The 24,786-nt window shown below is 56.9% G+C and carries 25 protein-coding genes; 3 read left to right on the top strand and 22 right to left on the bottom strand.

Features of this window, described 5'->3' with window-relative positions:
* The first annotated feature begins 222 nt into the window (after positions 1-222).
* Positions 223-1,659, top strand: a complete 1,437-nt coding sequence (locus RHEC894_RS30040) for an aspartate ammonia-lyase (protein ID WP_085740309.1) — start codon at positions 223-225, stop codon at positions 1,657-1,659.
* A 3-nt stretch (positions 1,660-1,662) separates the two neighbouring features.
* Here RHEC894_RS30040 and RHEC894_RS30035 read toward each other — a convergent pair whose 3' ends face one another.
* The 21 genes from RHEC894_RS30035 to RHEC894_RS29940 all read right to left on the bottom strand — a co-directional run bounded on the left by RHEC894_RS30035 (position 1,663) and on the right by RHEC894_RS29940 (position 21,745).
* Positions 1,663-2,430, bottom strand: coding sequence for a DeoR/GlpR family DNA-binding transcription regulator (locus RHEC894_RS30035; protein ID WP_245339599.1), 768 nt, complete (start codon positions 2,428-2,430; stop codon positions 1,663-1,665).
* A 91-nt stretch (positions 2,431-2,521) separates the two neighbouring features.
* Complete coding sequence (locus tag RHEC894_RS30030) at positions 2,522-3,523, bottom strand: glycoside hydrolase family 3 N-terminal domain-containing protein (RefSeq protein WP_085740307.1); 1,002 nt, start codon at positions 3,521-3,523, stop codon at positions 2,522-2,524.
* A 3-nt stretch (positions 3,524-3,526) separates the two neighbouring features.
* Positions 3,527-4,345 carry a DeoR/GlpR family DNA-binding transcription regulator gene (locus tag RHEC894_RS30025; protein ID WP_085740306.1) on the bottom strand — a complete coding sequence of 273 codons (819 nt, stop codon included), beginning with the start codon at positions 4,343-4,345 and terminating at the stop codon, positions 3,527-3,529.
* The gene (locus tag RHEC894_RS30020; RefSeq protein WP_085740305.1) at positions 4,342-4,968 is read right to left on the bottom strand and encodes an HAD family phosphatase; all 627 of its coding nucleotides are present in this window, start codon (positions 4,966-4,968) and stop codon (positions 4,342-4,344) included. Before RHEC894_RS30020 ends, RHEC894_RS30025 begins: the two co-directional genes overlap by 4 nt.
* Before the next feature lie 431 nt (positions 4,969-5,399).
* On the bottom strand, positions 5,400-5,555 hold the full coding sequence (locus RHEC894_RS33205) for a hypothetical protein (protein ID WP_010067881.1): 156 nt from the start codon (positions 5,553-5,555) through the stop codon (positions 5,400-5,402).
* A 145-nt stretch (positions 5,556-5,700) separates the two neighbouring features.
* Complete coding sequence (locus tag RHEC894_RS30015; RefSeq protein WP_010067882.1) at positions 5,701-6,087, bottom strand: VOC family protein; 387 nt, start codon at positions 6,085-6,087, stop codon at positions 5,701-5,703.
* 38 nt (positions 6,088-6,125) lie between these two features.
* Positions 6,126-6,890, bottom strand: a complete 765-nt coding sequence (locus RHEC894_RS30010) for a sugar phosphate isomerase/epimerase (RefSeq protein WP_085740304.1) — start codon at positions 6,888-6,890, stop codon at positions 6,126-6,128.
* A 68-nt stretch (positions 6,891-6,958) separates the two neighbouring features.
* Positions 6,959-8,290, bottom strand: a complete 1,332-nt coding sequence (locus tag RHEC894_RS30005) for an MFS transporter (protein ID WP_245339597.1) — start codon at positions 8,288-8,290, stop codon at positions 6,959-6,961.
* A 26-nt stretch (positions 8,291-8,316) separates the two neighbouring features.
* Positions 8,317-9,294, bottom strand: a complete 978-nt coding sequence (locus tag RHEC894_RS30000) for an aminotransferase class IV (protein ID WP_245339596.1) — start codon at positions 9,292-9,294, stop codon at positions 8,317-8,319.
* Positions 9,284-10,678 (bottom strand): glucoamylase family protein, encoded by a 1,395-nt coding sequence (locus tag RHEC894_RS29995; protein ID WP_245339595.1) that lies wholly within the window; start codon positions 10,676-10,678, stop codon positions 9,284-9,286. The genes RHEC894_RS30000 and RHEC894_RS29995 overlap by 11 nt, the downstream gene beginning before the upstream one ends.
* A gap of 308 nt (positions 10,679-10,986) precedes the next feature.
* Positions 10,987-11,874, bottom strand: a complete 888-nt coding sequence (locus RHEC894_RS29990) for a Gfo/Idh/MocA family oxidoreductase (RefSeq protein WP_010069500.1) — start codon at positions 11,872-11,874, stop codon at positions 10,987-10,989.
* The gene (locus RHEC894_RS29985) at positions 11,871-12,674 is read right to left on the bottom strand and encodes an IclR family transcriptional regulator (protein ID WP_206427960.1); all 804 of its coding nucleotides are present in this window, start codon (positions 12,672-12,674) and stop codon (positions 11,871-11,873) included. Before RHEC894_RS29985 ends, RHEC894_RS29990 begins: the two co-directional genes overlap by 4 nt.
* 13 nt (positions 12,675-12,687) lie before the next feature.
* Entirely contained in the window at positions 12,688-14,262 is a 1,575-nt protein-coding gene (locus tag RHEC894_RS29980) for an ABC transporter ATP-binding protein (RefSeq protein ID WP_164517733.1), read from the bottom strand.
* A 28-nt stretch (positions 14,263-14,290) separates the two neighbouring features.
* The gene (locus RHEC894_RS29975) at positions 14,291-15,127 is read right to left on the bottom strand and encodes an ABC transporter permease (RefSeq protein ID WP_085740301.1); all 837 of its coding nucleotides are present in this window, start codon (positions 15,125-15,127) and stop codon (positions 14,291-14,293) included.
* A gap of 17 nt (positions 15,128-15,144) precedes the next feature.
* A complete protein-coding gene (locus RHEC894_RS29970) occupies positions 15,145-16,116 on the bottom strand; it encodes an ABC transporter permease (protein WP_010067594.1) in 972 nt (323 codons plus the stop codon).
* A 67-nt stretch (positions 16,117-16,183) separates the two neighbouring features.
* Entirely contained in the window at positions 16,184-17,764 is a 1,581-nt protein-coding gene (locus RHEC894_RS29965; RefSeq protein ID WP_245339594.1) for an ABC transporter substrate-binding protein, read from the bottom strand.
* A gap of 90 nt (positions 17,765-17,854) precedes the next feature.
* A complete protein-coding gene (locus RHEC894_RS29960; RefSeq protein ID WP_085740299.1) occupies positions 17,855-18,736 on the bottom strand; it encodes a dihydrodipicolinate synthase family protein in 882 nt (293 codons plus the stop codon).
* A 449-nt stretch (positions 18,737-19,185) separates the two neighbouring features.
* Positions 19,186-19,569 (bottom strand): VOC family protein, encoded by a 384-nt coding sequence (locus RHEC894_RS29955; RefSeq protein WP_085740298.1) that lies wholly within the window; start codon positions 19,567-19,569, stop codon positions 19,186-19,188.
* A 311-nt stretch (positions 19,570-19,880) separates the two neighbouring features.
* Positions 19,881-20,189: a YciI family protein gene (locus tag RHEC894_RS29950; RefSeq protein ID WP_085740297.1), complete on the bottom strand. Its 309-nt coding sequence runs from the start codon at positions 20,187-20,189 to the stop codon at positions 19,881-19,883.
* A gap of 29 nt (positions 20,190-20,218) precedes the next feature.
* Entirely contained in the window at positions 20,219-20,818 is a 600-nt protein-coding gene (locus tag RHEC894_RS29945) for an NAD(P)H-dependent oxidoreductase (protein WP_085740639.1), read from the bottom strand.
* Between the two features lie 135 nt (positions 20,819-20,953).
* Positions 20,954-21,745 carry an alpha/beta hydrolase gene (locus RHEC894_RS29940; protein ID WP_085740296.1) on the bottom strand — a complete coding sequence of 264 codons (792 nt, stop codon included), beginning with the start codon at positions 21,743-21,745 and terminating at the stop codon, positions 20,954-20,956.
* A 146-nt stretch (positions 21,746-21,891) separates the two neighbouring features.
* On the opposite strand from RHEC894_RS29940, the gene RHEC894_RS29935 reads away from it, so the two are divergent.
* Positions 21,892-22,857: a LysR substrate-binding domain-containing protein gene (locus tag RHEC894_RS29935; protein WP_085740638.1), complete on the top strand. Its 966-nt coding sequence runs from the start codon at positions 21,892-21,894 to the stop codon at positions 22,855-22,857.
* A gap of 149 nt (positions 22,858-23,006) precedes the next feature.
* On the opposite strand, the gene RHEC894_RS29930 is transcribed toward RHEC894_RS29935, so the two are convergent.
* A complete protein-coding gene (locus RHEC894_RS29930) occupies positions 23,007-23,879 on the bottom strand; it encodes a LysR substrate-binding domain-containing protein (RefSeq protein WP_085740295.1) in 873 nt (290 codons plus the stop codon).
* Between the two features lie 140 nt (positions 23,880-24,019).
* Here RHEC894_RS29930 and RHEC894_RS29925 point away from each other — a divergent pair, with 140 nt between their 5' ends.
* Positions 24,020-24,781: a glucose 1-dehydrogenase gene (locus RHEC894_RS29925; RefSeq protein WP_010069390.1), complete on the top strand. Its 762-nt coding sequence runs from the start codon at positions 24,020-24,022 to the stop codon at positions 24,779-24,781.
* Positions 24,782-24,786: the final 5 nt, after the last annotated feature.

The following is a 24,786-nucleotide window of genomic DNA, read 5'->3' as shown; positions in this document are numbered from 1 at the left end:
TTGCGTCAATATGCGAAGGGCATGCATTGGCGCAGTGGCCCGCAGCCAAGAGCCACGGTGAGCACGAATCTTTGCAGGTCGAATGTCTGTTGAATGCCAACGCGGAAGGCCTGCGATCCTTCGCGTTACTTGCGTCATACTGCTCATCGCTTATTACCGCAGCGAAATTTGATCGAGCAGATTGCTGAATTATTCTTCATCGACAGCCATTGAGGACGGAAGATGGAAGACGCAGCACTGGTGCCTGAAGCATCGAGCATTCGCTTCGAGGCGGATTCACTCGGGCATGTCCCGGTCCCGGCTTCGGCCTATTATGGGGCTCAGACGGCGCGCGCGATCGCAAATTTTCAGATCTCCGGCATTCCGATCGGCCACTACCCCGACCTTATCCGATCTCTCGCCTATGTTAAGAAGGCAGCAGCCAGCGCCAACTTTATCCTTGGGGACCTGTCGGAAGACAAAAAGGACGCGATCCTCCGCGCGTGCGACGAGGTTGCCGAAGGGTTGTTTGCCGATCAGTTCGTCCTCGACGTCTTCCAGGGCGGCGCCGGCACATCCACCAACATGAATATGAATGAGGTGATCGCAAATCGCGCGCTCGAGCACCTTGGTCTGCCGCGCGGGCGATTTGACGTCATTCATCCAAACAACGATGTCAATTTGTCTCAGTCGACCAATGACGTTTATCCAACCGCGATCCGGTTGTCCCTCGTCCTTTCGACACGGAAATTGCTAGACGCGCTGGAATACCTTTCGGCCTCGTTTGACCGCAAGGCAGGGGAGTTCGGGAGCATCTTGAAGCTCGGCAGGACCCAACTTCAAGATGCCGTTCCTATGACGCTCGGCCAAGAATTCATGGCCTTTGCAGTGACCTTGCGTGAAGATATGTCACGGCTGACTGAGGCGGTTGGACTGTTTCACGAGGTCAACCTCGGCGGTACTGCAATCGGCACGGGGATCACCGCCGACCCCCGCTATGCTTCAACCGCGATCGCTGAGCTGGCAATTATCGCCGGTGTGCCTCTGAGGCCGGCCAGCGACTTTGTCGAAGCGTGTTGGGATACCGGTGCTTTCGTCCTGTTTTCCGGTACCTTGAAACGAACCGCCGTCAAGATATCGAAAATTTGCAATGACCTTCGGCTCCTGTCGAGCGGGCCTCGCGGCGGCTTTGGGGAAATCACGCTGCCGCCGATGCAGCCCGGCTCCTCGATCATGCCTGGCAAGGTCAACCCCGTCATCCCCGAAATGGTCAACCAGGTGGCTTTTCAGGTTATCGGCTCTGATCTCGTCGTCACCATGGCTGCGGAAGGTGGCCAGCTGCAGCTGAATGCCTTCGAGCCTGTTATCGTCTTCAATCTTCTTCAGTCGATATCATTGATGACGAACGCCTTTTACACATTGGCCGACAAATGCGTCGCCGGTATTGTCGCCAATGAGGAGACGTGCCGGCACAGTCTTGAAGCAGGTACGGCGCTTGCAACCGCGTTAACGTCGCTCATCGGTTACGAGAAGGCGGCAGAGCTCGCAAGGCAGATACTCTCCACCGGCAGGACCATGCGGGAATTGCTGGAGGAGGACAGCAGCCTCTCTGCGAGCCTTATCGAACAGGCTCTCGAGGTGAAGTCGTTGACGCAGCCTATCAGGCTTCGGCGGGTTTGAGTGTTAGTCGGCGCGGATGATCCGATAGCCCGCCCGCTCAAGGGCATCGCCTTCGCTGGAGACGAGGGTCTCGTCGATGACCAAATCATCGATGTCTCCGGCGCCGCCGATCCTGTACGGAGCATGTTCACGGAATTTCCCCGAAGTGGCCATCACGACGCTGGTTCGACTGCTCTTGATTAGGGCCCTTTTAAACTGGGCTTCACCAAAGTCATGGACCCGAATTCCATAATCGGCCGAGACGGAGCAGCCTCCGACAAAACTCCGATCCACGATGGTGTTTTCGAGAAAAGAGGCCGCCGCGGCATCGACGCTGCCGCCTATCGCATAATCGACCAGTCCGCCCACCAAGATCAGAGGATGCGCCGCCTTTACCTTCACGGCAAAAGCCACGTCGATCGAATTTGTCGCCACTGCGATCTGTCGATCGGTGGGAAGATAGTCGACCAGCGCGACGTTGGTGCTGCCACTATCCAGGAATACGAGTTCGCCTTCCTCAATCGTCCGAGCTGCGGCGCGAGCAATTCTATGCTTCTCGTCCACGTCCTGTTCCAGCCGCATCGAGAGGGGTTGAGCGGGTTCCTTTATCGGAAGTGCGCCGCCATAGACCCGTCTGCATTGGCCTTCTGCCGCCAGCAGGCGAAGATCGCGCCGGATTGCGTCTTCAGACACATCAAATTCGACCGCCAGTGATGCGGCGACAACGTTTTGCCCATCGGCCAATCGCATGGCGATCATCTCTCGACGCGACAGGGAAAGCGCGACCTTCATGGCAATAAACCGCAGTTCTTCGATGGTGAGGGCACGACGGCGGACGAACGGTGATCGCCGGCGGTGGGAGAGGATTTGTCGCGAGATGCGGTCATGCCGCTCCCATCCCGCGGACCCGATGCGCAGCTTCCGCCAGACGCGTCCCTGGGAGGGTGCCGCGTTTGACAGCATCGACTATCGCTGAAGAGAGACTAGCAAGATCGGCGCTGCCTGCAACGAGCAGAAGATCGGCGCCTGCGGCCAATGACGCGATTGCTGTTTCCCCAAGTGAGCGACCGCGCATGGTTGCGGGAGCGTCGAGGTCGTCGCTGACGATCAGACCTTTGAAACCGAATTCTTCTCGTAGCAACGAGATGACCGCAGGAGACGTGCAGGCGGGCTCTTTTAAATCGATCGCGCGAACAACCGCCGGTCCGACCATCACGGCCCTTGAGCCGGCGCCGATCGCGGCTCGAAACGGTGCCGCGTTACCCAAGATTTCGTCAAGCGGCGTTTCAAGAACAACGTCCTCTACAGCGGGATCTCCTGCAAGATCGTTAAAGCCTGGAAAATGCTTAGTCGCTGAAGCAATGCCCGCGCGTTGGACACCGGCCACAAAGGCCTCTACCAAACGCGCGACCGCAATCGCGTTCGTGCCCATGGTCCGGTTTTCCAGCCACGGGTTCGTGCCGGTCACGACATCTGCCACCGGCGCGAGAAAGAGTGTAACACCGAGCGCTCGGGCGGCGACAGCCGTCTCGAAGCAGCGACTTTCGAGCTGCTCTCTGTCCATCGCCAGCGCGTCGCCGAGACGCGGCAACCCCGGTGCGATACCCTTGAGCCGCTCGATTCCAGCCAACTCCTGATCGACCGCCACAATCAGCCCAGGCCGCAGCCTTTCCAGCTTCTCAAGGCTTGCCGCGAAATTCTCAGGCGTCTCGGATCGCAGCCGATCCTCGGACATCGATCGGGCGACATACTCCGCCCGCGTTTCTCCGATCAGTATGGACCACCCGCCATTTTCAAGAAATGGCGCCATCACATCGTCGAAGTCGAGGCCGGCGAATGCTGGCAGGAGAACAGCATGGGCATCCTGATTGATTGTAAAGCTCATCAGTTATTTTCCTCCCTTAAAATTGTCCGATTTCGAGCCGACCTCGACAACCTCGACGCCAGCCTCTCTTATCCTCGAGATCATCGGCTCATTCGTCGCTGTGGTATAAAGCGTTGATATCGTCGAGATTGGCGCGACTTCGTATGTGGCATTGAGGCCGAGCTTTTCGTGTGAGGCTAGGAGAAGCGTCCTCCCAGCCGCCTTGATCATCGCAGCCTTCAAAAAGGCATCCTCGATGTCGTCGGCCCTCAGTGTCAGTTTCTCGTCGACCCCGCAGGTCCCGAGAACGCAGATATCTGCGCGAACGCTCCGGACGGCCTCGACTGCGAGCGCTCCGGTGGCGCTCCGCGTCAGGCGGTTGAGTTTGCCGCCCCCGAGGATTGTAACGTCGGCGATCGGATGGTCGAGTGCGGCGGCGGCGATGTCGACCGACGTCGTCAGGATCCTTACCTGCAACGACGGCGGCAGATTGCGCAAGAAATGGAGAACGGTCGTGCTGGAATCGACAAAAATTGTGACGTCGTCAGGAATGCTGGCAGCCGCCGCGCGCCCAATGGCTGATTTGTCGGGTCCATCCAAAACTTCTCGCCGCCTGAAATCGAGGACGGGTGCGGAAAGACGCATCGCGCCGCCGTGGAAGCGCTGCACCAACCCCGCATCGACGAGTTCCTTCAAGTCGCGCCGGATCGAATCTTCGGAAACGCAGAGTTCGCGGGCAATTGCTGTCGCGAGCACACGGCCCTGCTGATTGATCCTCTCGAGCAGAATGGCCTGGCGTTCTTCGGGAGAGGACGCAGGCACGGTCTCGGGTCTCTTCTTCATGAGCGCGAACCGGTTTGCGACAGCAGACCGAGCGCGACAAGTCGCCTCTCAAGATCCTCGGCCGTTGAGAAGCGGACGGTATGGAAGCCGAGCTTGTCGGCGGCTGCGATGTTTGCTGCGCTGTCATCGATAAAGATGCATTCCTTTGCAGCAAGGCCGGACCTCTCCAGGAAAAGTTGGAAGATCTCCTGTCCTGGCTTGATTATCCTTTCCCGGCCCGAGACGACAAGCACATCGAAGAGGTCAAGGAAGGGGTAGAGTGTGGTCGCGATCGGAAACGTCTCAGCCGACCAATTTGAAATAGCGTGGACCGGTATTTGTTCACGCTTCAGGCGCCGCAAGATATCGGCAGTACCGGGAACCTCGCCACCGAGCATTTCTTGCCACCGTCCCCAAAACGCGGAGATGAGCTCAGCCTTTTCGGGATGCTTCGCGGCCAGTGTTTCTATTCCCTTGGAGAAGACGTGGCCGGCGTCAAACTGCTGGTTCCACTCGTTGCTGCAGACATCGCGAAGGAAAGTTTCCACGCTCTCCTCGTCAGGCAGGAGTTTGCGATAGAGGTAGCGGGGGTTCCAGTCAATCAGAACGCCCCCAATATCGAAAACGACAGACGACGGTCCCATAAATGCGCTCCAGGTGCGTGTTTATGCCTATATGGGCGCATTCATGCAGAAAATCAAGTAAAACATGCAGTAAAACGCATCGAAAAAGATCGGCTGCTGCGCCAGCTGGTTTTCTGCGGCGGAGGGAGAAACTGCTGCCGTTGAGGCGACCTCAACGGCAGCAAAGTGGGCTTTGGGAAAGCCCGCTGAAAGCCTAGGGAGGAGTAGCGATGGCCTATTGCCGCAAGAACCTGATCTGGTGAAGTACGGCGGCCATCGCGGTTAAGGCTTTCATCCTCTCTTTTACATCTGGCGCGGCGCTACCACAATTTCGCAAGCCTACGCCTCAATGGTCACGCAGTCGTGCCAAGTGCTTCACTGTGCGTCGCTTAAGGTTCCAGTTTCTCTGCGGGCGAATGGGCTTGACTTGCGTGACCAACCGCATCGCCAACTCACATTAAATTGTCGCGCAAACTGCTTCGGTCTTTGGGGGTGCCGAGTTTGCTGAAAACGCGTTCGAAGACGAGCCACTTCACTGGGGCCTTGAGATGTCCCGGCTTAGCGCCGCCGATCAAGTCAGAAATCGCACGAAGGTTCAGACTGCTCATTGGAGTTCTTGCGACAGCGGCTGTTGGCCGCAAGCAAAAAGCGGTCGTCAACCAAAGTAGTCGACAGGTGAAAGAGTTCAGGCACGGCGTCTATTATGCACGGGCTCGCGACATCTACCGAAAACAGCACAGCGGCGAGGAGGCATCAACGAGCGTGATTATTGACCTCAATCCAGTATCCGTCGGGATCTTGAATATAGACTTGTCGAAACCCGTCGAACCGTTCGCCGACCGTGTTGATATTCCCTGGCCAATCATAATACGCGATCTCCCGGTTTTGCATGTCCGTGAGAAATACGTCGAGGTCCTTCACGCGCAAGGCAAAGTGGGTGTCCTTCTTGAGGGAAGTGGTCGATGTATCGCCTTCGCTCAAGTGGATTGTGTCGTTGCCGCCGATCTTGAGCCAGCGGATCTTCTCATTGCTGGTTTCATCAATGACCTCAAAACCAAAAACGTCAGTATAGAATACGATGCTTCGCGCCAGGTCTTTGACTAGTAGCGAAAAGTGATCAATCCGATATTCCAAGACCATAATGTAAGTCCTCCATGCCCAGCATGAGCGTGTAGCTCTCAAGTGTTGAATCGATTAAGGTAGCTCAGGCTTCGTTTGGCAAATTCCAGTGGTTGGCGCGGATTGTCGTGCTCAACAACGAGCAACCAGGCGCCACACTCGGTTGCTGTCTTCCATAGCGACGGCCATAGCATGGTTCCACCACCAACATCAGACCATCCGTCTTCGTCCTCGTGAGTTCCAATGGGCGCCGCGTCCTTGATGTGAGCCGATACGAGGATGCCCCGATATCTTTTCAACCAATCTGCCGGGTTGATTCCCGCTCGGTTCATCCAGGCAATATCCGCCTGCCACTTCAATGGGCTTCCTCGGGCGGCCGCCATCAAGATCTCGAAGCCAATGCGCCCATCCGCGAGGGGCAAAAAGTCTTGGCGCATATTGTGATAGCCAAGTCCGATCCCGGCACCGTGCAATCTCTCAGCTAAATGAGCCAATTCAGATCCCATAAAGCGCCAGCCACGGGCGCTACTCCTTGACGCATCAAACGCAACGCCTGGGACAAATAAATGTTTGATCTGGCACCGTTCACATACGTCAATCAACCGCACGAGACCATTCCGCAATGCCGGATAACTCACATGGGCGGACGGCGCCAACAGATGGTGTGCGTCCAGCATGGCTTTTAGCACCCGGGGCTCAGCCAAATGCTCTTCCAAGAGTTCGACGGCCTTGAAACCCGCCCCAGCAGTCGCAGCCAACTGCTCTTCGAGCGGGCCTAGTGACCGAACCGAATACAGCTGCAGCGCTATAACTTTTCCTGTCATGTCCTCAACCTTCTCGCCGATCCAACAATGACATTCTCACCTTTTCTTTGAATGACGCTTGCCCAGAGCTATGGGAGCTTCATAGACCTCGCCATGCACGCCAGCCCTATAACGGCCACAGCGGAAAAGACCGCGGGCAAGAGAAACACATGTGGAAGACCAAACTGGGCAACACCCAATCCGCCTGCGGCTCCGCCAAGCGCGCTGCTGAGCGCGGTAGAACTCATGAAGATGGCTGACGCCGTTGCCACAGCCGTTGGAAGCAATCGTTGCGCGGCAATAATTCCCAATGCAGCAAATACGCCCCACACGCCGCCCATGAGGATTTGCCCGGCGAACATACCCATAGCGCTGCTCCAAGCCGCAAAACAGATGTTGGCGAGAACTCCAAGGATCGCAGCGCCACACATTAGCCAAAGCATACCTATTTTACGTGCGAGGAGGACGGCAAATGGCATAATCAACAGCTCTACAAGAGGCTGAATTCCGATGACAGCCCCGCGTGTAGCAGCATCAAGACCAAGGCCCTCGTCCATATACAACAGAAGGAAGCCATATTTGATCGACTCTCCCGCGTAGACGAGGACGAAGAGACCAGTGAAACCCAGGAGAGGGAGCATCTCCTTTAGATTTCGCTGGCGAAGTGGCCTTGCCGTTGTTCCAAACCCTTTTTCCAGCGACGGGGTGGCGAGTGTGCCTAAAGGGGCAATTTGAAGGAGAAAGCACAAGGCGGTAAACCATAGCATGGCGCGAATTCCGAACTGCGCGGTTATCCACGTCCCCACCACGGGACCGACAACCCAGCCGGCAGTGAGCGCCATACGCACGATGGAAACAATGTCGTCACTCGCCACCGTCTCCCTGGCTTGGATGTCGTCATGAATCGCAGCAAAAAGCTGCGAGGCGGCTGCTCCTGAAAATGCCAGCACGGCAGCATTGATCACAAAGGGCATCCAACTGCTGATCGAGAGCGCGATCCCGGCCCAGCCGATGGAACCTAAAAGGGCGCATATGCGAAAAAGCCCAAGCCGGTCACCTGTTCGATCGGAGAAGCTTCCGATCGCATAACCGGCAATAGGTGCTGCCAAGTTGGTCAAGTAGAAGAGGCCTGCAGCGGCAATCGGCGCATTAAGTTCTCTCAGGAGGAACAAAACAATTTGCGGGGCTGCGGCCGACATCCCGATGCCAGACAGGAACATGGCGATTGCTGCGCCTAGATAGAGGGGAGACGAAACGAACTGCCTGAGTGTGGATTGTTTTTCGAGGGCTTCCAATTTTGGCGTTCCGTTCAAGAGAAAGGTGCAGTGACCGCAGATGATGAGCACTAGAGAAATCAACCGGTCGACAACATTGGCGGCAACCAGTAACCGGCCTGCCGGCTTCATCTGCCAGGCTGCCACTGTAACCCACCCATTTCTTCAGGTGACTAGGGCTCCAAGAGAGCTTTTTGGGCGTAGGCGACAGGCTCGCCATACCATCCGCTGCTTCGCTTATCCCAGTATGACCGGTGAATGCGGCGAGTTTGTTCACCCACTGAGCCGAAACCGATTCCGGTTCCGTTCACCGAAGAGACCGGGATAATCCCGCCTGCGGTCGTCGTAAGGAAGATTTCCGAGGCGATTAGAAGCCGCTCCAAAGAAATGGTCTCTTGCGTGACATCGAGATTCAGCTCGTTGCACAGTTCCATAACTGTCCTCCTGGTCATTCCATCCAGCATGCCGAAAGAAGGGGTCCTCAGAACTCCGTCGATCACCGCGAAAACGTTGAAGCCGGGCCCCTCTGTGATATTGCCATCGAGATCAGTGAGAACCACCGTATCGGCACCGTTCTCGTAAGCTTCGAACAAGCCCATCTCAAAGTCGAGCCAATGGTAATGCTTCACCAACGGATCGACGGACTGAGGTGGAATTCGGACGCGCCGGCTGACGTGCACTGCCATGCCAATTTCCTGCTTTTCGGGGTTCGCGATCCACATGTACGGTACGCAGAATGCCTGGAAGCTGTTCGAGCATAAACGAAGATCGCGACTACCGATCGGGGGCCGCCCGCGGGTCATGATGATTTGAACGTAAGCATCACGGAAACCGCACACGGCAACGAGTTTGTGGACTATCCGGTGGATATTGCTTCTTGTAACCGGAGCTGTATCCATCCGAAGGCGCTGGACAGATCGCTCAAATCGATCCAGGTGGTCAGTCAAACGGAAAAAGCTGCCATCCCACACCGACACTGTGTCCTGACATGCGTCCGAACGCAGAAAGCCCCAGTCTAAAAGTGGCACCTTCGCCTCTTCGATTGGTATAATTTTTCCATCGACATAGGCGGAGCCTTTCTGAAAGGCGGATTCCTCGCTGCGATCGGGCACATCCGAGGTGGGGGCTGGCCAAACAAGCTTATTGCTCACAACCTTCTCTCTCCGGCGGACCTGCGCTTTGAACTTTTCTCCTCGCATATATGCAGCTGTCTTTAGCCAGCAGAACTGCGGAATCCGTTCGGTGGTGTTGCCGCCTCCCAATCCCCAAACGGGATAATCCTGTTACAACTTCCGGAGCTTTCATAAACAAGCGCCACAGCAAACCTGTGCGATAGTTCTCGATCATTGCAACGATCGGCCCCTGGTTGATCGCCAGATTGCAATTGGAGACCCAATTTTGAGCGGGAGCGAAGGCATCAGCAAAGCCGAACGCTCCCCACAAGCGTCCGTTTCCATAAGAGAAAAATGCCCGTGCCGCAGCTTCTGCTTGGTCGGGCAGGAACGGGAAGCTCGATAGCGCGGCTGTCGGGGCAATAACGCCGACATCATTTTGGGGGCAACTCACGAGGTAGCCTTTGGGACCATCTGATGCCGTCAGGCCCCAACCATATGCCCCATAACCAATGTGTCCCTTCGGGTTTCGTCTGCAATGCTCATAGTTAATTCTGCAATGAGCGACGACTTGGTCCCAATAGTCGATGTGGTCATCGAAAAGACCCCGCGGATCTAAGCCGCAGAACGAGTACTGAGAGAGAAAGAGAGGACCGCCGTATGGCGAGCCGGCGGGAAGGCTATGGCCATAATAGCTGTTACCGTTTCGGTACTTTCCCTCGTTTCTCCATCCGAGTTGGAAGACCTGCGGGTCAATAAAGTGGTCTCGCGAACCCGCCGCGAGTACATAGGCAACGAGCCCCTCATTCCACCCAGTAATAGGCACATTCAGGGACCATTGGTGTTTTGGACTCCAGTGCCAAAACAACGATGGCCGGGCTCCCGGATGTACGAAGCCGCTCCATTCGATCGCCGTGACAATTTCATCAACTTGTTGTCGGATGTTGTCTTCGACTCGCGTTTTCTCATCAAAATATTCGCGAGCGCATATAAGTCCCTGCACGAGTAAAGCTGTTTCGACTAGGTCCGCACCGTCGTCCATAGGCACCAGGGGGACTGAGTTGAGATCGCTGGCTTTCACAAAGTGCGGGAAACCCCCGCGATATCTTGTTATCTTCCGCAAAGCCTCGATGATTGTCGAAACACGCAAGGCGGCACGCTCACGCGCCAACCATTCGCGATGAGCCATCACGATTATCGCCATTATCCCGAAGCCAACGCCTCCGAGCGAAACCAGATCCGATATCACCTCGCCGTTGGTTCCTCGCCTGTCATAGGGAAGGCCTGTCGCCATATCGGCATCCCAAAAATATGCGGCATGCTGTCGTTGAATGGTGTCAAGCAGGTTGGGAAGCGCTGTGTACTCAGGCTTGCTAGGTGGTGCCGCGAACAAAGACTGGTTCGCCGCACCGTCACTGTCCAAGGAAGCACTCACAGTCGTCATTTTGGCTCGCATTATTGAATGTTCGCAGGAATTCAGTCAGTCTCTGGTGCGCAGGTTTTGCTGGCACGTATCGATAGAGGCAGCAATCACGAGGATTACATCCGCAGCCATGTTTGCGCACTTCGCAACCTGCAATTTGTGGTGTCGAATGTGCGCAGAGTTCGCGTCACATTGCTTCGATCGGCAGTGATCCGCCGCAATCAATTAAGCCAGGCCCGAGGGAAATTGGATCTCATCTGGCGCTTGCAGTGCCACTCAGCATGTTGTTGTCGGAGGCTGATGCGACGCTATTTCGAGATACGGAGTTGCCCATCGCATTCCGCAACGAGCCTGAGAAGGCGCAAACCGTCCGACACGTCGCAATAGGGTTCCGTGCCGTTTTCGCCAATCAGCTGACGTATTGCCTCGCGGTAGGCCTCTGCAGCACCGCCATTTACCATGTCAATGTGCGGCAGCTCGACCTTGCCTCCACTCCAAGCGAAGGTGGTTTCGCTTGCGAGGTCCTCATCGAGGGCGCTTAAGGCCAACTCGGCATCCGAGGTGGCACCGCTTTCATGACGGGCGGAGAGCAGAATATGACCTTTGAGATCGAGGTCGGCGGAAATCTTAGCAATGCTCCCAAGAACATACTGCAAGACGGAAAGTGCGTGTGGACCGAGATCATAAAGCGCAGCGCGCGGACTCTGTCGCCAAGTTGAATTGATGTATGGCGACGGAACTCTCATGGAATTCGCCACGATCCGCACTCGTCCATGCCTCAACCCGGGCGCTTTAGCAGCCTGCGCAAGTTGCGATCGAAGTTCGGGGTGAAATAGGCGCGTTAGGAAAAGAACTGAGCGTACGCCACTCTTGCGTATAGCCTCACTTAAGGCGAGGCCGTCGTCCACCGTGAGTGCGATCGGCTTTTCAAGAAGCACATGCTTTCCGTGTTCCGCGGCCGTTTTCGCCAATTTGGCTTGGGCTCCAGGCGCGACGGCGAAGGCTACAGCGTCTACATCGGACAAAAACCGGTCAAAATCATCATAGGCCGCAACCTTGTGCTCTGCGGCCAGTTCCGCTGTCTTGACGGGATCTCGTCCCCAGACGCCAACGAATGTTACGCCTGGGTCCCGGGCAAGCCCCGGAGCATGAATTTCCGATGCCCAGTGAGCGGTACCGACCAGACCTATTTTCATGCCGTTCGGATCCTGGGTTTCGGCGATTCTTGGTATCCCAACGCACGAGAAATTTCTTTTGCGGCTTCGGAGACAACAAGACCGATCGATGGAATTTCTTCGGAGACAAGGCGGCTGACGGGGCCGCTCATGCTGATTGCTCCTTTTGGACGCCCCGTCGCGTCAAATACGGGGGCACCAATGCATCGCCCGCCGAGCGACGATTCCTCGTCATCGACCGCAAAGCCGAGCGCGCGGATAGTTTGGAACTGCGCCTCAAGCGAGGCTCTTGTCGACAACGTCTTTCCGGTAAACGTATCCAGCGCCGACGGAGGCAACAGAATGTTGAGTGTCTCCTCGTCCAACCAGGCCAGAATCGATTTGCCAAGCGAACTTGCGTGCCATGGGTTTGGCAACCCCACTGTTGCTCCCTGCTTAAGTGCCTGAGTGGCCTCGATACAATCAATGACCACCAGCTCCTTATGAATCCAAAGCGCAAGGCTGACCGTTTCATTATAGCGACGGTGAAGCGCTTCAAGCTGCGGCCGTGCCAGGTGTCGTACGTCTCGATGTTGGAGAGCTTTTTGGCCCAGGAGATAAACCCCAATGCCGAGGACATACCGGCCACTCCCGTCTCGTTCGACGTACCCGTGGCCTACTAAGCTGGATAGATAGCGAGACGTCGTCGGTTGCCCCAATCCTACCTCACGAGCGATTTGCGACAAAGAACTTGGACCGCTGGCGGAGCCAAGCGCCGAGAGGATTGCCACCGCTCGGTCGACTGCATCAAACTTGCTGGACTTTCCGCTTTCTGATTCCATCCGCCTATCCTTGCTAATTTGGAAACTGAACCACGCGAGGCGCGAGGCGCGTAGATTGAACTCTCGGAGCCGCATCCAAGAGCAGCTTGGTATATTCGTGCCGGGGAGCACGCAGAACCCCAGCGGCGGATCCGCGTTCCACCACCTCACCATTCTTCAATATGATGATGGATTCGGCAATCTCGGAGACGAGTGGGAGGTTGTGCGTTATGAATAGCATCGATAGCCCATCGCGCTTCAGCTCCATCAATAGATCAATAACGGCGGCTTGTACGGAGACGTCGAGTGCCGATGTGATCTCGTCGCAGATCAACAAACCGGGGTCCATTGCAAGAGCCCGGGCGATTGCGACACGTTGCCTCTCCCCGCCGGAAAGGTCGGCTGGGTACAAGTTGGAAACCCGTTTGGGCAGGCGGACCCTTTCGAGCAATTGCGTCACTTTGGGCCCGATTGAGCTTCTATTCGCACCCGTGAGCATCGCCGCGCGGCCGACCGCATCATGGATGGATTCGCGCGGGTTAAGGGAACGATCAGGGTTTTGAAAAACAATCTGAAGGGCTGACAATTGTGCCCGCGAACGGTTCGCATAGCCGAAATTGAGAGCCGCATCTTGGAAAGTGATTCGACCCTGACCGCTCGCATGGAGGCCGGCAATGCACCGTCCGGTAGTTGTTTTTCCGCTGCCGCTGCCGCCGACGAGAGCCAGGCATTCGCCGTGGCCAATTGAAAACGAGATCCCATGAACAACCCGCATCGGGCCGTAAGAAACGTTCAAGTCCTCTACCTGAAGCAAAGCTGGCAACGCTCCGTCCGGCGCCCCGGGTTCTTCCTCAGCCTTGCAGCGTTGGGGCAACTGCGGGACCGTGCTAAGGAGCATGCGAGTGTACTCGGTTGCTGGACTGGTGAAAATCTGTTCCTTTGTGCCACTTTCAATAATCTTGCCGCCGAGCATAACGGCGACCGTGTCCGCAATATTATGCACGACCGCCAAGTCATGCGTGACATAGACAAAACTCGCCCTCGACGTCTGGACTAGTTCGCGTATCAAATTCAAGATGGTTTGCTGTGTGGAGACGTCTAGCCCGGTCGTTGGTTCGTCCATGACGATCACGCGAGGACGAGTGATGAAGGCCATTCCAATCGCGACCCTCTGCAGTTGACCGCCGCTAAGTTCAAACGGGTAGCGGCGCAGGAAGCCGGCATCGGTCGGCAAGCCTACGTCCTTGAGCATATCCCGCCTCATTTCGGCGATCTTCGACGCCGGATAACCGTGAACATGCAACAGTTCGGCGATTTGATCGCCGACCCGCATGCGCGGACTAAAGCTCGTTGTCGGGTTTTGCGGGACCAGTGAAACCTTGCTTCCGCGATAGTCGCGCAGCTCGCGATCTGGGATTGCCAAAATGTCCTTGTTATCGATGATTACCTTGCCACCACCAAACACCATACCGGGGCGCGCAAAACCAAGCAGGCCAAGAGCTAACGATGTTTTGCCAGATCCTGATTCCCCGATAATGGCGAGCACTTCGCCCTCGCCGACGGTAATCGAGGCGTCGTCTACGATGATGCGGCCCTCGGTGTCGCGCATCGACAAGTTCTGAACAAGCAACGGGGGATTAAGCATTTTCCTGCCTCTTCGAATGGCCGATGGAACGGGCGAAGTTGTCGGTCAGGACGTTCACGGCCACCGAGAAGATCGCTATCGCTGCCGCGGGCGCTATGGCAAGCCAGGGAGAGATCGTGATGCCCAGGCGGTTCTCACTGATCATCATTCCCCAATCCGCTGCAGGAGGTGGCAGCCCCAGGCCAAGATAACTGAGCGAGGCGTAAAGGATGATCGATCCGCAGAGCCGAACGCCGTAATCCGCCAACACCGGAGGGAGAATATTTGGCAGGATATCCTTGAGACACACCGCCAGCCAGCGTTCACCTCTGACGAATGCGGCTTCAACGTACTCGTTTCGAGATATGTCGATCGTGATCAATCGAACAATTCTTAGAACGCGGGGGACGTGGATGAAGACGATGCCAAATATCACAGTGGTAAGGCTTGGGCCGGTTGCCGCAAGCAGCACAAGCAGGAAGATCGCAGGAGGCAAGGCATAAACAATGTCGGAGAGCGCGACGAGAGTATGGTCGAACGAGCCTCGACGAAGACCTGACAGTATGCCGATGGGTACTGCGATCAGAAAAGCCAGGGTTGTTGCCAGAACGGCTATCATCAAAACGGTTTGACCTCCGGAGAGAAAACGGCTGAAAGCGTCTCGCCCTAGAAAATCCGTTCCCAGGATGTGATCACGCGATAATTGCGAAAAAGGGGGGCCGACGATTTCATCGTACGCGTAAGGGGTGAGCCATGGTCCGATCGTTGCGACACCGACGATTATGATCGTGAGAAGCAACGCGATCCATGATGCGCGGTTAGAAAACATAATCTGCATAGTTCGAAGCATTTGTTCCTCCTCACGCATCAAAGCGAAGCGTTTTGGGCTCGCAGTCGAGGATTGAGAAGCATGATGAGAACCTCGGACACCAGATTGATCAGCACATAAGTTCCTGTAATCAAAAGAGTTATGGCCAAGACCGTGGGCATATCGCGGTTGATAACCGCGTCTGCAAATGCGCTGCCGATACCAGGCAGTTGGAACACGGCCTCGGTAACGACGACCCCACCTGCGAGCCAGGCGGCGTTCAGTGCGATGGTCTGGATCGACGGCGTTACGACATTCGGAAAGACATGGCGTATCAGCACACGAGCCGGGCTGAGGCCCCTAAGGCGAGCCATGTACACGTACTCCGCCGAAAGGACCTCGATGGCCACAGCCCGCACCATGCGAACGACCTGGGCCAGTGTGGTGCAAAGGAGTGTAATGACAGGCAAAATGAAGAGGGTCGACTGCGAGAGCAGCGTTCTGTTGCCTTGGATCAGTGATACCGGCGGAAGGAAATTGAGACCGACGGCGAAGACAACGATCAGGACCGTGCCGACGACAAATTCCGGGAGGGCTACAAGTACGATTGTCGGGACCGTGATGATGTGGTCGGGCAATCTGTCCTTCCATACCGCCGCGGCGGTCCCGAGCAAAAACGAGAGCGGAATCAGCGCCAGAAGCGAAGAGACAGTGAGGATGACGGTATTGATCGCCTTCGGCCGGATCATCTCCCAAACTGGACGACCCGATGGAATTGATCTGCCGAAATCCCCCGACGCTACGCCGGAAGCCCATGAGAGATATTGAGAGATTGCCGGCCGGTCCAAGCCGAACTCGGTGCGCAAGGCTTCCACGGCGGCAGGATCAGCTTTGGGACCGAGTGCGGCCCTTGCAGGATCTCCCGGAAGAAAAAGTGTCGCAGTGAAGACGACAGCCGAGACGGCTATCAACGTGAAAACAGACAGCGCTAGTCTTGCCATCACCAACTTTGAAAGACGGGCAGTAACCATCCATGGCTCCGTTCTTGATGTTGCCCCACCTCGGGGAGGCGGGGCAATCGCTAGGTTCGGGCGAAACTTAGGCTTCGAGCGAAATGCCTTCGAACCGGTAGTAGCCGAGATTGCGTTGACTGGAAGGAGAAAGCCCTTTCACACGAACATTTGCCGCGTCCAAGAGATCTCTAAAGCCCCAGATTATATAGCCGCCGTCTTCCCAGATGATCTTTTGCGCTTCAAAGAGATAGTCCTTCCGTTGAGACGGATCGAACGTCGTGCGAGCCATGGAAACCCACTTGTCGAAGGCGTCGTTCGTCCAATCCGGTTCGTTCCAATATGCGCCGCGGGCATAGGCCTGTCCAAAAACGGATTCGATTGTGTGTTGTCCCCAATCTGAACTGGCCATAGCCGTCTTCTTGAATTTCGGGCCGGAGTAATAACTGTCAGGTGGAACGACGGTTAGATCGATTTTCACCCCTGCCTGCTTCGCTTGGTTTGCAATGAGGGTTGCGGATGCCAACATTCCCGGCGCGGCGTCCGAGGTGTACAGCTCAAATGATAGATCGTTGTCGTATCCTGCCTGTTTCAGGAGCGATCGGGCGTGATCCGGATCGTGCTGCCTTTGCGGCAGCGCGGACGCGTAGTCGGGGTCGGTTATGCAATGAAGATCGTTGCCGATCCTGCCGTAGCCGGCCAAGGCGTTGGCCACCAACTGTTCGCGGTCGACAAGAAGCCGCATCGCTTGACGTACGCGGACATCGGTGAACGGCTTCTGGCCGACCATCATGAACTGGTCTGTCGTGGCTGCACTCGTTGAACGCAGCAAAGCCATCGCAGGGTTCGCCTCAACGATACGCGCGAGGTTGCCATCGAGTTGCGCGACAACATCCACTTGGTCAGCAATTAGCGCGTTCATCCGCGCCGTCGGATCATTAATAGCAATGAACTCGACACCGTCGAGATACGGCATTCCCGGAGTGCGAAAGGCGTCGTTCCGCTTCAGCGTCACCCGTTGGCCCTGGCTCCATTCGACGAACCTGAAGGGTCCGGTGCCGACCGGCTGAGTAAAGTCCTTGGTGCCATCTTTCACAAGAAACATCACTTTGCTCCCAAGAACCTGAGGCAGAAGTGCGTAAGGTTTAGCGAGCGAGACTTCGACGGTGCTGTCGTCGAGTGCTCGAATATCGGAGGGCTTCATCAAGCCCGACAGGTTGGTGAAGCCATCGGCCTTGTTTTCCGGCGTGAGCATGTACTGCAGCGAGTACACAACATCTTTGGCCGAAAACGGCGTTCCATCGTGCCATACAACCCCGCTGCGAATTCGAATTTTCCAGACGTTCCCTTCCTTGTTGTGGCTGAAGTCCTCCGCCAAGCTGTTGTAAATGTGTCCGTTGCCGTCGAAATCAGTTAATCGGTCGTAGATCGATTGAGCGACGGCGAAGTCCATGTCTCCCGTCGAGATAAACGGGTTGAGCGACGACTTAGCGCCTGCTGCGCCCAGACCAACACGCAGAGTGCCGCCGCGGGACGGTTCACCGGCATGCGCTCGATCCGCGATCGCCGGGGCTAGTGCGATGCATGACCCGACTGCCAGACCCGCTTTAAGGAAATTGCGGCGCGGCATGGTGGTCGATGTGAAGATGTTGATGCTCGTCTCTTTCATAACAGCTGCTCCCTTTTTTGTATTGTAACGGCGAGAGGATGAGATGCCGGAACACTCATGGTGATCCGACATCCTTCGGCACGTCCTGGCCTAGGCGATAAGTCCGGCGTGGCGCAGTGCAGCGCGAATATTGTCTTGATCTTCCATGGCCAGATCGCCGCTGGGCTTCCTGGGCTCGCCTACCTTGCGGCCAAGCAGATTGATGGCGAACTTGACGCGTGCGGGAAAGTTGGCTGGCTTGATCATCTCTCGGGCAAGAGGCGCGATTCTTTCCGTTAATTCACGTCCCCGCCTGTAATCACCTTCCAGGTGTGCCCGGTAAATTTCGCCGTATTCTTTCGGAATGACGGTGTTCACGCCGGAGATCGAGGCGTCTGCGCCCAACAAAAAACTTGCGATGTTCACGCTATCCGCACCGGCAGCAATCGCGACGCGATCTCCAACGGTTTGGACAAGCTCTGCGACCGGTTCAAGGGCGACCTCTTTTACGCAAATAACACCGGTTACATTGGCGATGCGCTGCATCACGGATGGGGGGCTGAAAAAGTGGTTATAGAAAATGATCGGCATTTGCGTCGCGTCATGGATGTCTCGGACGAACGCCTCGAGACCCTCCTGCGACGGCGTCGTATAGATCGGCGGCCCGACCATCAACGCGCTTGCGCCAGCCTCTTTTGCCTTTTGGCCCCTTAGGATAGCGTCCTTCGTCGTGGTCGTGATGACGCCGGCAATAATCCGAATTTTGCTGTTCTGCACAGCCTCATTGACAAGCTGGCCTAACTCCTCGGCGCTCAACTCGTCTCCCGAGCCCGTACTGCCTCCAACGACAGCCAGCCTCACACCGACGGATTCCATGAACCGCAGTTCATTTCGGAAAAGCTCGAAATCCAGGCTGCCGTCCGCCGCAAATGTGGAAACGAGTGGCGGGATGACGCCGCTTATCTCTTCCTTGGACAGCGTTTGTTTTGTCATGGTCTCTTTCCTATTTCACTGAGTGAAAGTAACTCTCGTACAGTGAAATAATCCAGAAGCAGACATGGTGTGTCAACGCGCCTTTAAGGCAGGCGCGTCACATTGCGTCACTTATCATCAAAGTGCGAACGCCCGTGGGAAGAGGTCTTTGACGTCCAAGCCGGTCGAATAGACCTCAGGAAGTTGCGTCTATGCGCTTTCATACGAGAAAGGAGACGATGAAAGGGCTGCAGGGAGCTCTCGATTTCAGTTGCGCTGCCGCAGAACCCAGCCGTGTCTGGCTGTTGCCGCTTCGAACACACCTGACGCATGCACGGAATACGACAATATTGCCAGCGGCGATGCCCTTTCACGGCCCCGTCGTTGCAGCTGATCAAGGACGGCAGTATCCACCGCCATGTCTCACGGATTGATGATGAAGTCCGGCACTCGTTGTCCGGACTTTGCGATTATGAGGTTATCTCGACGCGCGAGCCGTCAGGCGTCGCGATGACGGCCTCGTAATAGCCGTCGCCCGTCATTCGTGGACCCGAAACTAGGATCCCGTCGACCTTGCATCTGGCGGCCATTTCGTCGACCGCCCTCTGACTCCCGAGAGATATGGCAATATGATCCCATCCGCTTGCTTCCCGATCTTCACTGGGATCAATCCACGGTCCGGTCATGAGCTCGATTTCGGCACCTGTGTCGGCAAGCTTGATGAAGCGCGAAACGAAACCTTCTCGGCGCTTGCTATGATAGGGCTCCCCAATCTCGGCACCGAAATACGTCTGCCAGAATGCAACCTGTCGGTCGAGGTCGGGAGTCCAAATCGCAACGTGTGCAATATGCAAGTCATTTCCTTTCCGATTCAAAACGACAAGGGTTTCTGCAGCAACACGGCGTAGGCGCAGCGGTTGCACAAGCGTCAGGGGCACGGGTTCCCCGACCGATCCTTCCGCTTGCGGGCCTCTCTTTCGCCTACCACCGAGCCAAATGTAAAATAGCAAAATGTGTTCGCCTGTTGCGAGGCGTCATTGCGGACAGCCTCGGTCACCTCTCGATGTGGAGCGGGGACGTAGCGGATGCAGAAGGTATTCTGTCTGCACTGCGTTCGATAAAGTCTCCGGCCTCAGCAGCGTTGTCAGAGTAGCATCGTGGTCGCTCAGATCAGGCTTGGTTTCAGAGTCAAAGCTTCCGCAAAGGCTTCCGCGCCAAGGGCGGGTTTGAAGCAGCGTATGTCATATTCGACCAGATTCTGCCTGTGGAAGGAGTCGGTTTTCAGCATTCCGTCGAGTTCGTCCCGGCTGGCGCAATGGGCAAGGACGATTCCGCCAACGGCCGGCTCCATAGGGCCAGCGGCGATGATTGTTCCCGCCTTTAAATGTTCGGCGAGCCATTCGCGATGGGTGTCGAGATGGGCTTTTATATCATCCATGGGGCGGATGTAGGTGAGAGTAACGACATAAAGCATTGGTGGATTTCCTTAAAGGAGTGGAAGAATTATGCCACGAGGTTCAGGATCTGCTCGTCGGCGTCGCGGAATGCTTTGGCGGTCATTTCCGGGCCGCGCGCCATCCCTTCAGCATAAATGAACTGGACGTCCGTGATGCCGAGAAAGCCCAGCATGTATCTAAGATACTGCGCCGGCGTGTCGGCGGGCGTTTCCCTGTAGAAGCCGCCCCGCGTCAGGGCGATGATCGCCTTCTTGCCCTTCACCAGGCCGATCGGTCCGGTCTCCGTATAACGGAATGTCGCACCCGGCTTGGCGACGGCATCGATCCAGTTCTTCAACTGGGATGGAATGTTGAAGTTGTACATCGGCGCACCGATGACGATGATGTCCGCCGCCAGGAGTTCAACGACGTGACGTTCGTCTTCGAGCGCTCGGGCGGTCTGATCTGGCGTTCGCGCGTCGGGAGGGAGCATCCGTGCCGCGACGGCCAGTTCATCGAGCGGCTGGACCGGATCGCGGGCCAGGTTCTTAATTTGGACGACAGCGTCCGGATCAATCCTTCTCAGATGGCGGACGATGGCGTCGGCCACAGCGGAGGAGGCGGAGCCGTCAATTCGCGCGCTGGAATTGATTTGCAGTATCTTCATGAGAATTCCTTTCATGCGCCTCTCGCGGCGCGTTCAGTCGATGAACAACGGACGCGGATCATCGCCGGCATGGCGAGCATGGCCGCGGTCACTCGGGGATAAGGAGGCGGGTCGCCTGGTCGACGTGCCCGCAGCTCAGGCTTGTGCGGCGTCTTCGATCAGTGCGGTGACGACATCTGCATGGGATATCAGGGACATGTGGCTCGAGAAGACCTCCGTTATGGCAGCCTGACTGCGGTGAGCCATCCAGCTCTGGAGTTCGGGCGCAAGCGCTCGGTCGTTCCTGGACAGAACATACCAAGACGGCTTTTTCTTCCAAGCGGTGCCGACTACCTTTTCACCGAACGAGGTTGCGGCGATAGGCTTCTGTGTGGCGGCAAGAAGCTGGATCCTCTCGGGCGGAAGATCGTCTGCGAGCGCGGGCCCATAGTAAGCCGGGTCGAACCAGAGCGAATTGCGGCCGTCGGGGCGCGCTCCTTCCATGCCGGAAGAAGGCGAACCATGATTTTGAAGGTCAATGGCCGACTCATTCTCATCAGGCACCAGCGCCGACACATAGACGAGAGACGTGACGTCCGGCGAAAGCCCGGCCTCAGTGATGACCATGCCGCCCCAGCTATGCCCCACCAATACGACAGGGCCCGACTGGCGGCTCAGGACATTTTTGATGTAGGCGATGTCATCGGCGAGCGATGTCATGGGGATTTGTGCGGCCGTGACGGTGTATCCCTTTGAGGCAAGCCGGAGGATGACTTCGCTCCAGCAATTGCCGTCTGTAAATGCGCCATGCACCAGCACGACGTTTTTCGTTTTCTGTTCAGCCATTTCGTTTGTTCCTGTCTGCGCGGATGCCCGCTGCCGCATGATTCCCGCAAGAGCGGCGGCCGCTGACATCGCGATCAAGCTTCTTCTATTCAGGACGGACATGTCGTGTCTCCGGCGGATTTGCGGTCGGCGTCTTGCCGATGTGAGTTCGATTGCAAGATAGCGGGTTGGCAAATGTCGCAGTAGGGTTATGAATCGGGACTGATTGTTCTATTGAAGCAACAATGCGATAATACGGGGTGGCAGCGTTGGAAGACTTGAATGACCTGATGCTGTTTGCCGCTGTCGTGCACCATGGAAGCTTCTCCGCTGCGGCATTGGCACACGGACTGCCGAAATCCAAGGTAAGTCGCCGTATCGCCGGCCTGGAGCGACGACTGGGCGTGCGGCTTCTGCAGCGCTCGACGCGGGCTCTCCACGTGACGGAAGTCGGGCAAGCGCTCCTGCCGCACTGCGAGTCCATGGCGGAAAGCGCCCAGGCGGCACTCGAAGTCGCAGCCTCAGCAGGAGAACATCCCTCAGGTCGGCTGAAGGTCAGTTGTCCGATTGGTGTCGCGCACCTCTACCTCGCACCGTTGTTGGGCAAATTCCTGAAGGCACATCCCGCAGTCCAGTTTGAACTCGATCTGACGAATCGGCGCGTGGATGTGATCGCAGAAGGCTATGACGTCGCCCTAAGGATCAGATCGAGTCTTGACGATTCCAATCTTGTCGTTCGCAATTTGGGAACGAGCGAGCAGATGCTTGTGGCAAGCCCGGAATTCATAGCCACCCGCGGTCCTTTCGGCAGCGCGGATTCTTTGCAGCGGAAGCCAGGCGTCGGGCCTGCCGGCGTGAGAGGCGAGAGGAACTTCTGGAGTTTGCTAAAGCCGGATGGTGTTTCCATCGACATCGAATATCTGCCGACGCTCATGACCGACGATGTCTATGTGCTGTGTCAGGCTGCGTTAGCCGGAATTGGTGTCGCACGTCTGCCGGTCAATATTTGCGGAGACGCCATTCGCGACGGCCGTCTGGTGAAGGTCTTGCCGGATTATCGATTGCAAGCGCACGGTCTTCATGCCGTGTTTCCGTCCCGTAGGGGCCTCGTGCCAGCGGTGAGGGCTTTCCTCGACTTCCTGGCTGAAGAGCTGCCGGGGATGCTTGCGGCGGTGACTGGGGGATATGACCATGGCTATCGCCCGCGTAGCCTCCGTTCAAATGGGACATCGTGACCGCTTGGTGTAGAGGAGGCCTGTAGCTTCGACCCGCATCGATCGATCCTCAAGATGAGGCAACAAACAGGTCCGCTGTCATCTTGGACGCGTTGTTGATGATGCAGGCGGTTTCGATACCCTGCTTTGCCGAGAGAACAAACCTATTGTCAGATAGCTTGCGACATCAGCCAATCGGCGAAGATCTTCGATAGCCGCCGCTGGCTGCCGGCTTTTGGATAGGCGAGGTAGTGGCCGATGTAGCGGTTGTCGCGGCTGTCCCTGAACGGCCGAACCAGACGCCCGCTGTCCAGTTCGCGCCGCGCCAGAGTGTTCGACTCTAACGCCACCCCCAGCCCGTTCGCCGCGGCATCGACTGCCAGAAAGCTTCTATCGAAGCTCATGGCGGGCAGGGGCGGAGGACCGAGATTATTAAGTTCAAACCAGTCGATCCATTGAATTCTTTTCAGGTCGCTGCGGATGAGGGGAAGACGCGCGAGATCGCGCGGAGTTTCCAGTCGTTCAGCCATCTTTGGAGAACACAGCGGAGAAATGATCTCCTCTCCAAGCGGCACGACGATCAGATCTTCTCTGTTCGATGGTTCGCCGTAAACGATGTCGACATCGAAGAGGCCGTCCACGAAACGCGCATAGTTTGTGCTTGCCGCCACCCGGACCTCAACCCCCTCATTCTTGCCCAGGAAGTCCGGAAGAAGTGCCGAGAGCACCTGCGCGGCATAGCTCGGCGCGCAGTGAACCCGCAGCAGGTGGGTCTTGTTGGATGAAATCATCTCAACACCGCGACGAAGCTCTTCAAAGGCGTTTGAGGCATGGGAGAGGAGCGTCTGCCCCGCCAGGGTCAGGGTGACCTTTCGCGTGCTTCGCTCGAAGAGCGAGATGCCAAGGTCACGCTCTAGCTTTGCAATGGCGTGACTTACGGCGCTGGGTGACAGGTGCAGTTCCTCGGCTGCAGCGCGGAAAGATGCCAGCCTCGCTGCGGCTTCAAAGATGCGGACCGCGGAAAGTGAGGCCATCTGTAACATCGGATTAGTGAACCAGATTCACCCACCGTTGTAAACTTCGCGTTTGTCGAACGGCGTCAACTCGATCAGTTTCGATCTCGCAAGCCAACTGACTTGTCGAAGATTTGCCAGATGCTCGGGACGCATCGGGAGGAGATTACATGCTACTGAATGGGAAGACCGCGGTCATTTCGGGCGCGGCGAGCAGGCGCGGCATCGGCCGTGCAACGGCGCAGCTTTTCGCCGAGCATGGCGCTCGCGTCGCCATCCTCGATATTGATGCTGACGCGGTTGCGGAGGCGGCCGCGTCGCTGCCCAGCGTCAAGTCCGGTAACCACATGGGCCTGCGATGCGACGTCGCCGACAAGTCGTCCTGCGCCGAGGCCGCATCCAAGGTGATGGCCTCCTTCGGTTCGGTAAACGCGCTCGTCAACAATGCCGGCATCACCCAGCCGGTCGGCACGCTCGATATCACCGAAGCTGACTGGCAGCGGATCGTGGCGGTCAACATGACCGGTGTGCTCTTCCTGAGCCAGGCCTTCATCCCCTACATGCGCGACAATGGCGGCGGATCGATTGCCTGCATGTCCTCGGTATCGGCACAGCGTGGCGGTGGCATCTTCGGCGGGCCTCATTACTCCGCAGCCAAGGCGGGTGTGCTCGGCCTCGCCAAAGCGATGGCCCGCGAATTCGGTCCAGCCGGCATTCGCGTCAACTCCGTCACGCCTGGCCTCATCCAGACAGATATCACCGGTGGCAAACTCACCGATCAAATGCGCGCCGACATCATCAAGGGCATCCCTCTGAGCCGGCTCGGAGAGGCCGCCGACGTCGCGAATATCTACCTGTTCCTCGCCTCGGATCTGTCCGCCTACGTCACCGGCGCGGTCATCGACGTCAACGGCGGCATGCTGATCCACTGAGGTCT

The organism is Rhizobium sp. CIAT894 (assembly GCF_000172795.2).
Lineage (GTDB): Bacteria > Pseudomonadota > Alphaproteobacteria > Rhizobiales > Rhizobiaceae > Rhizobium.
The sequence above is the reverse complement of the archived record's forward strand: the minus strand, read 5'-3'. Positions and strand labels throughout refer to the sequence as shown.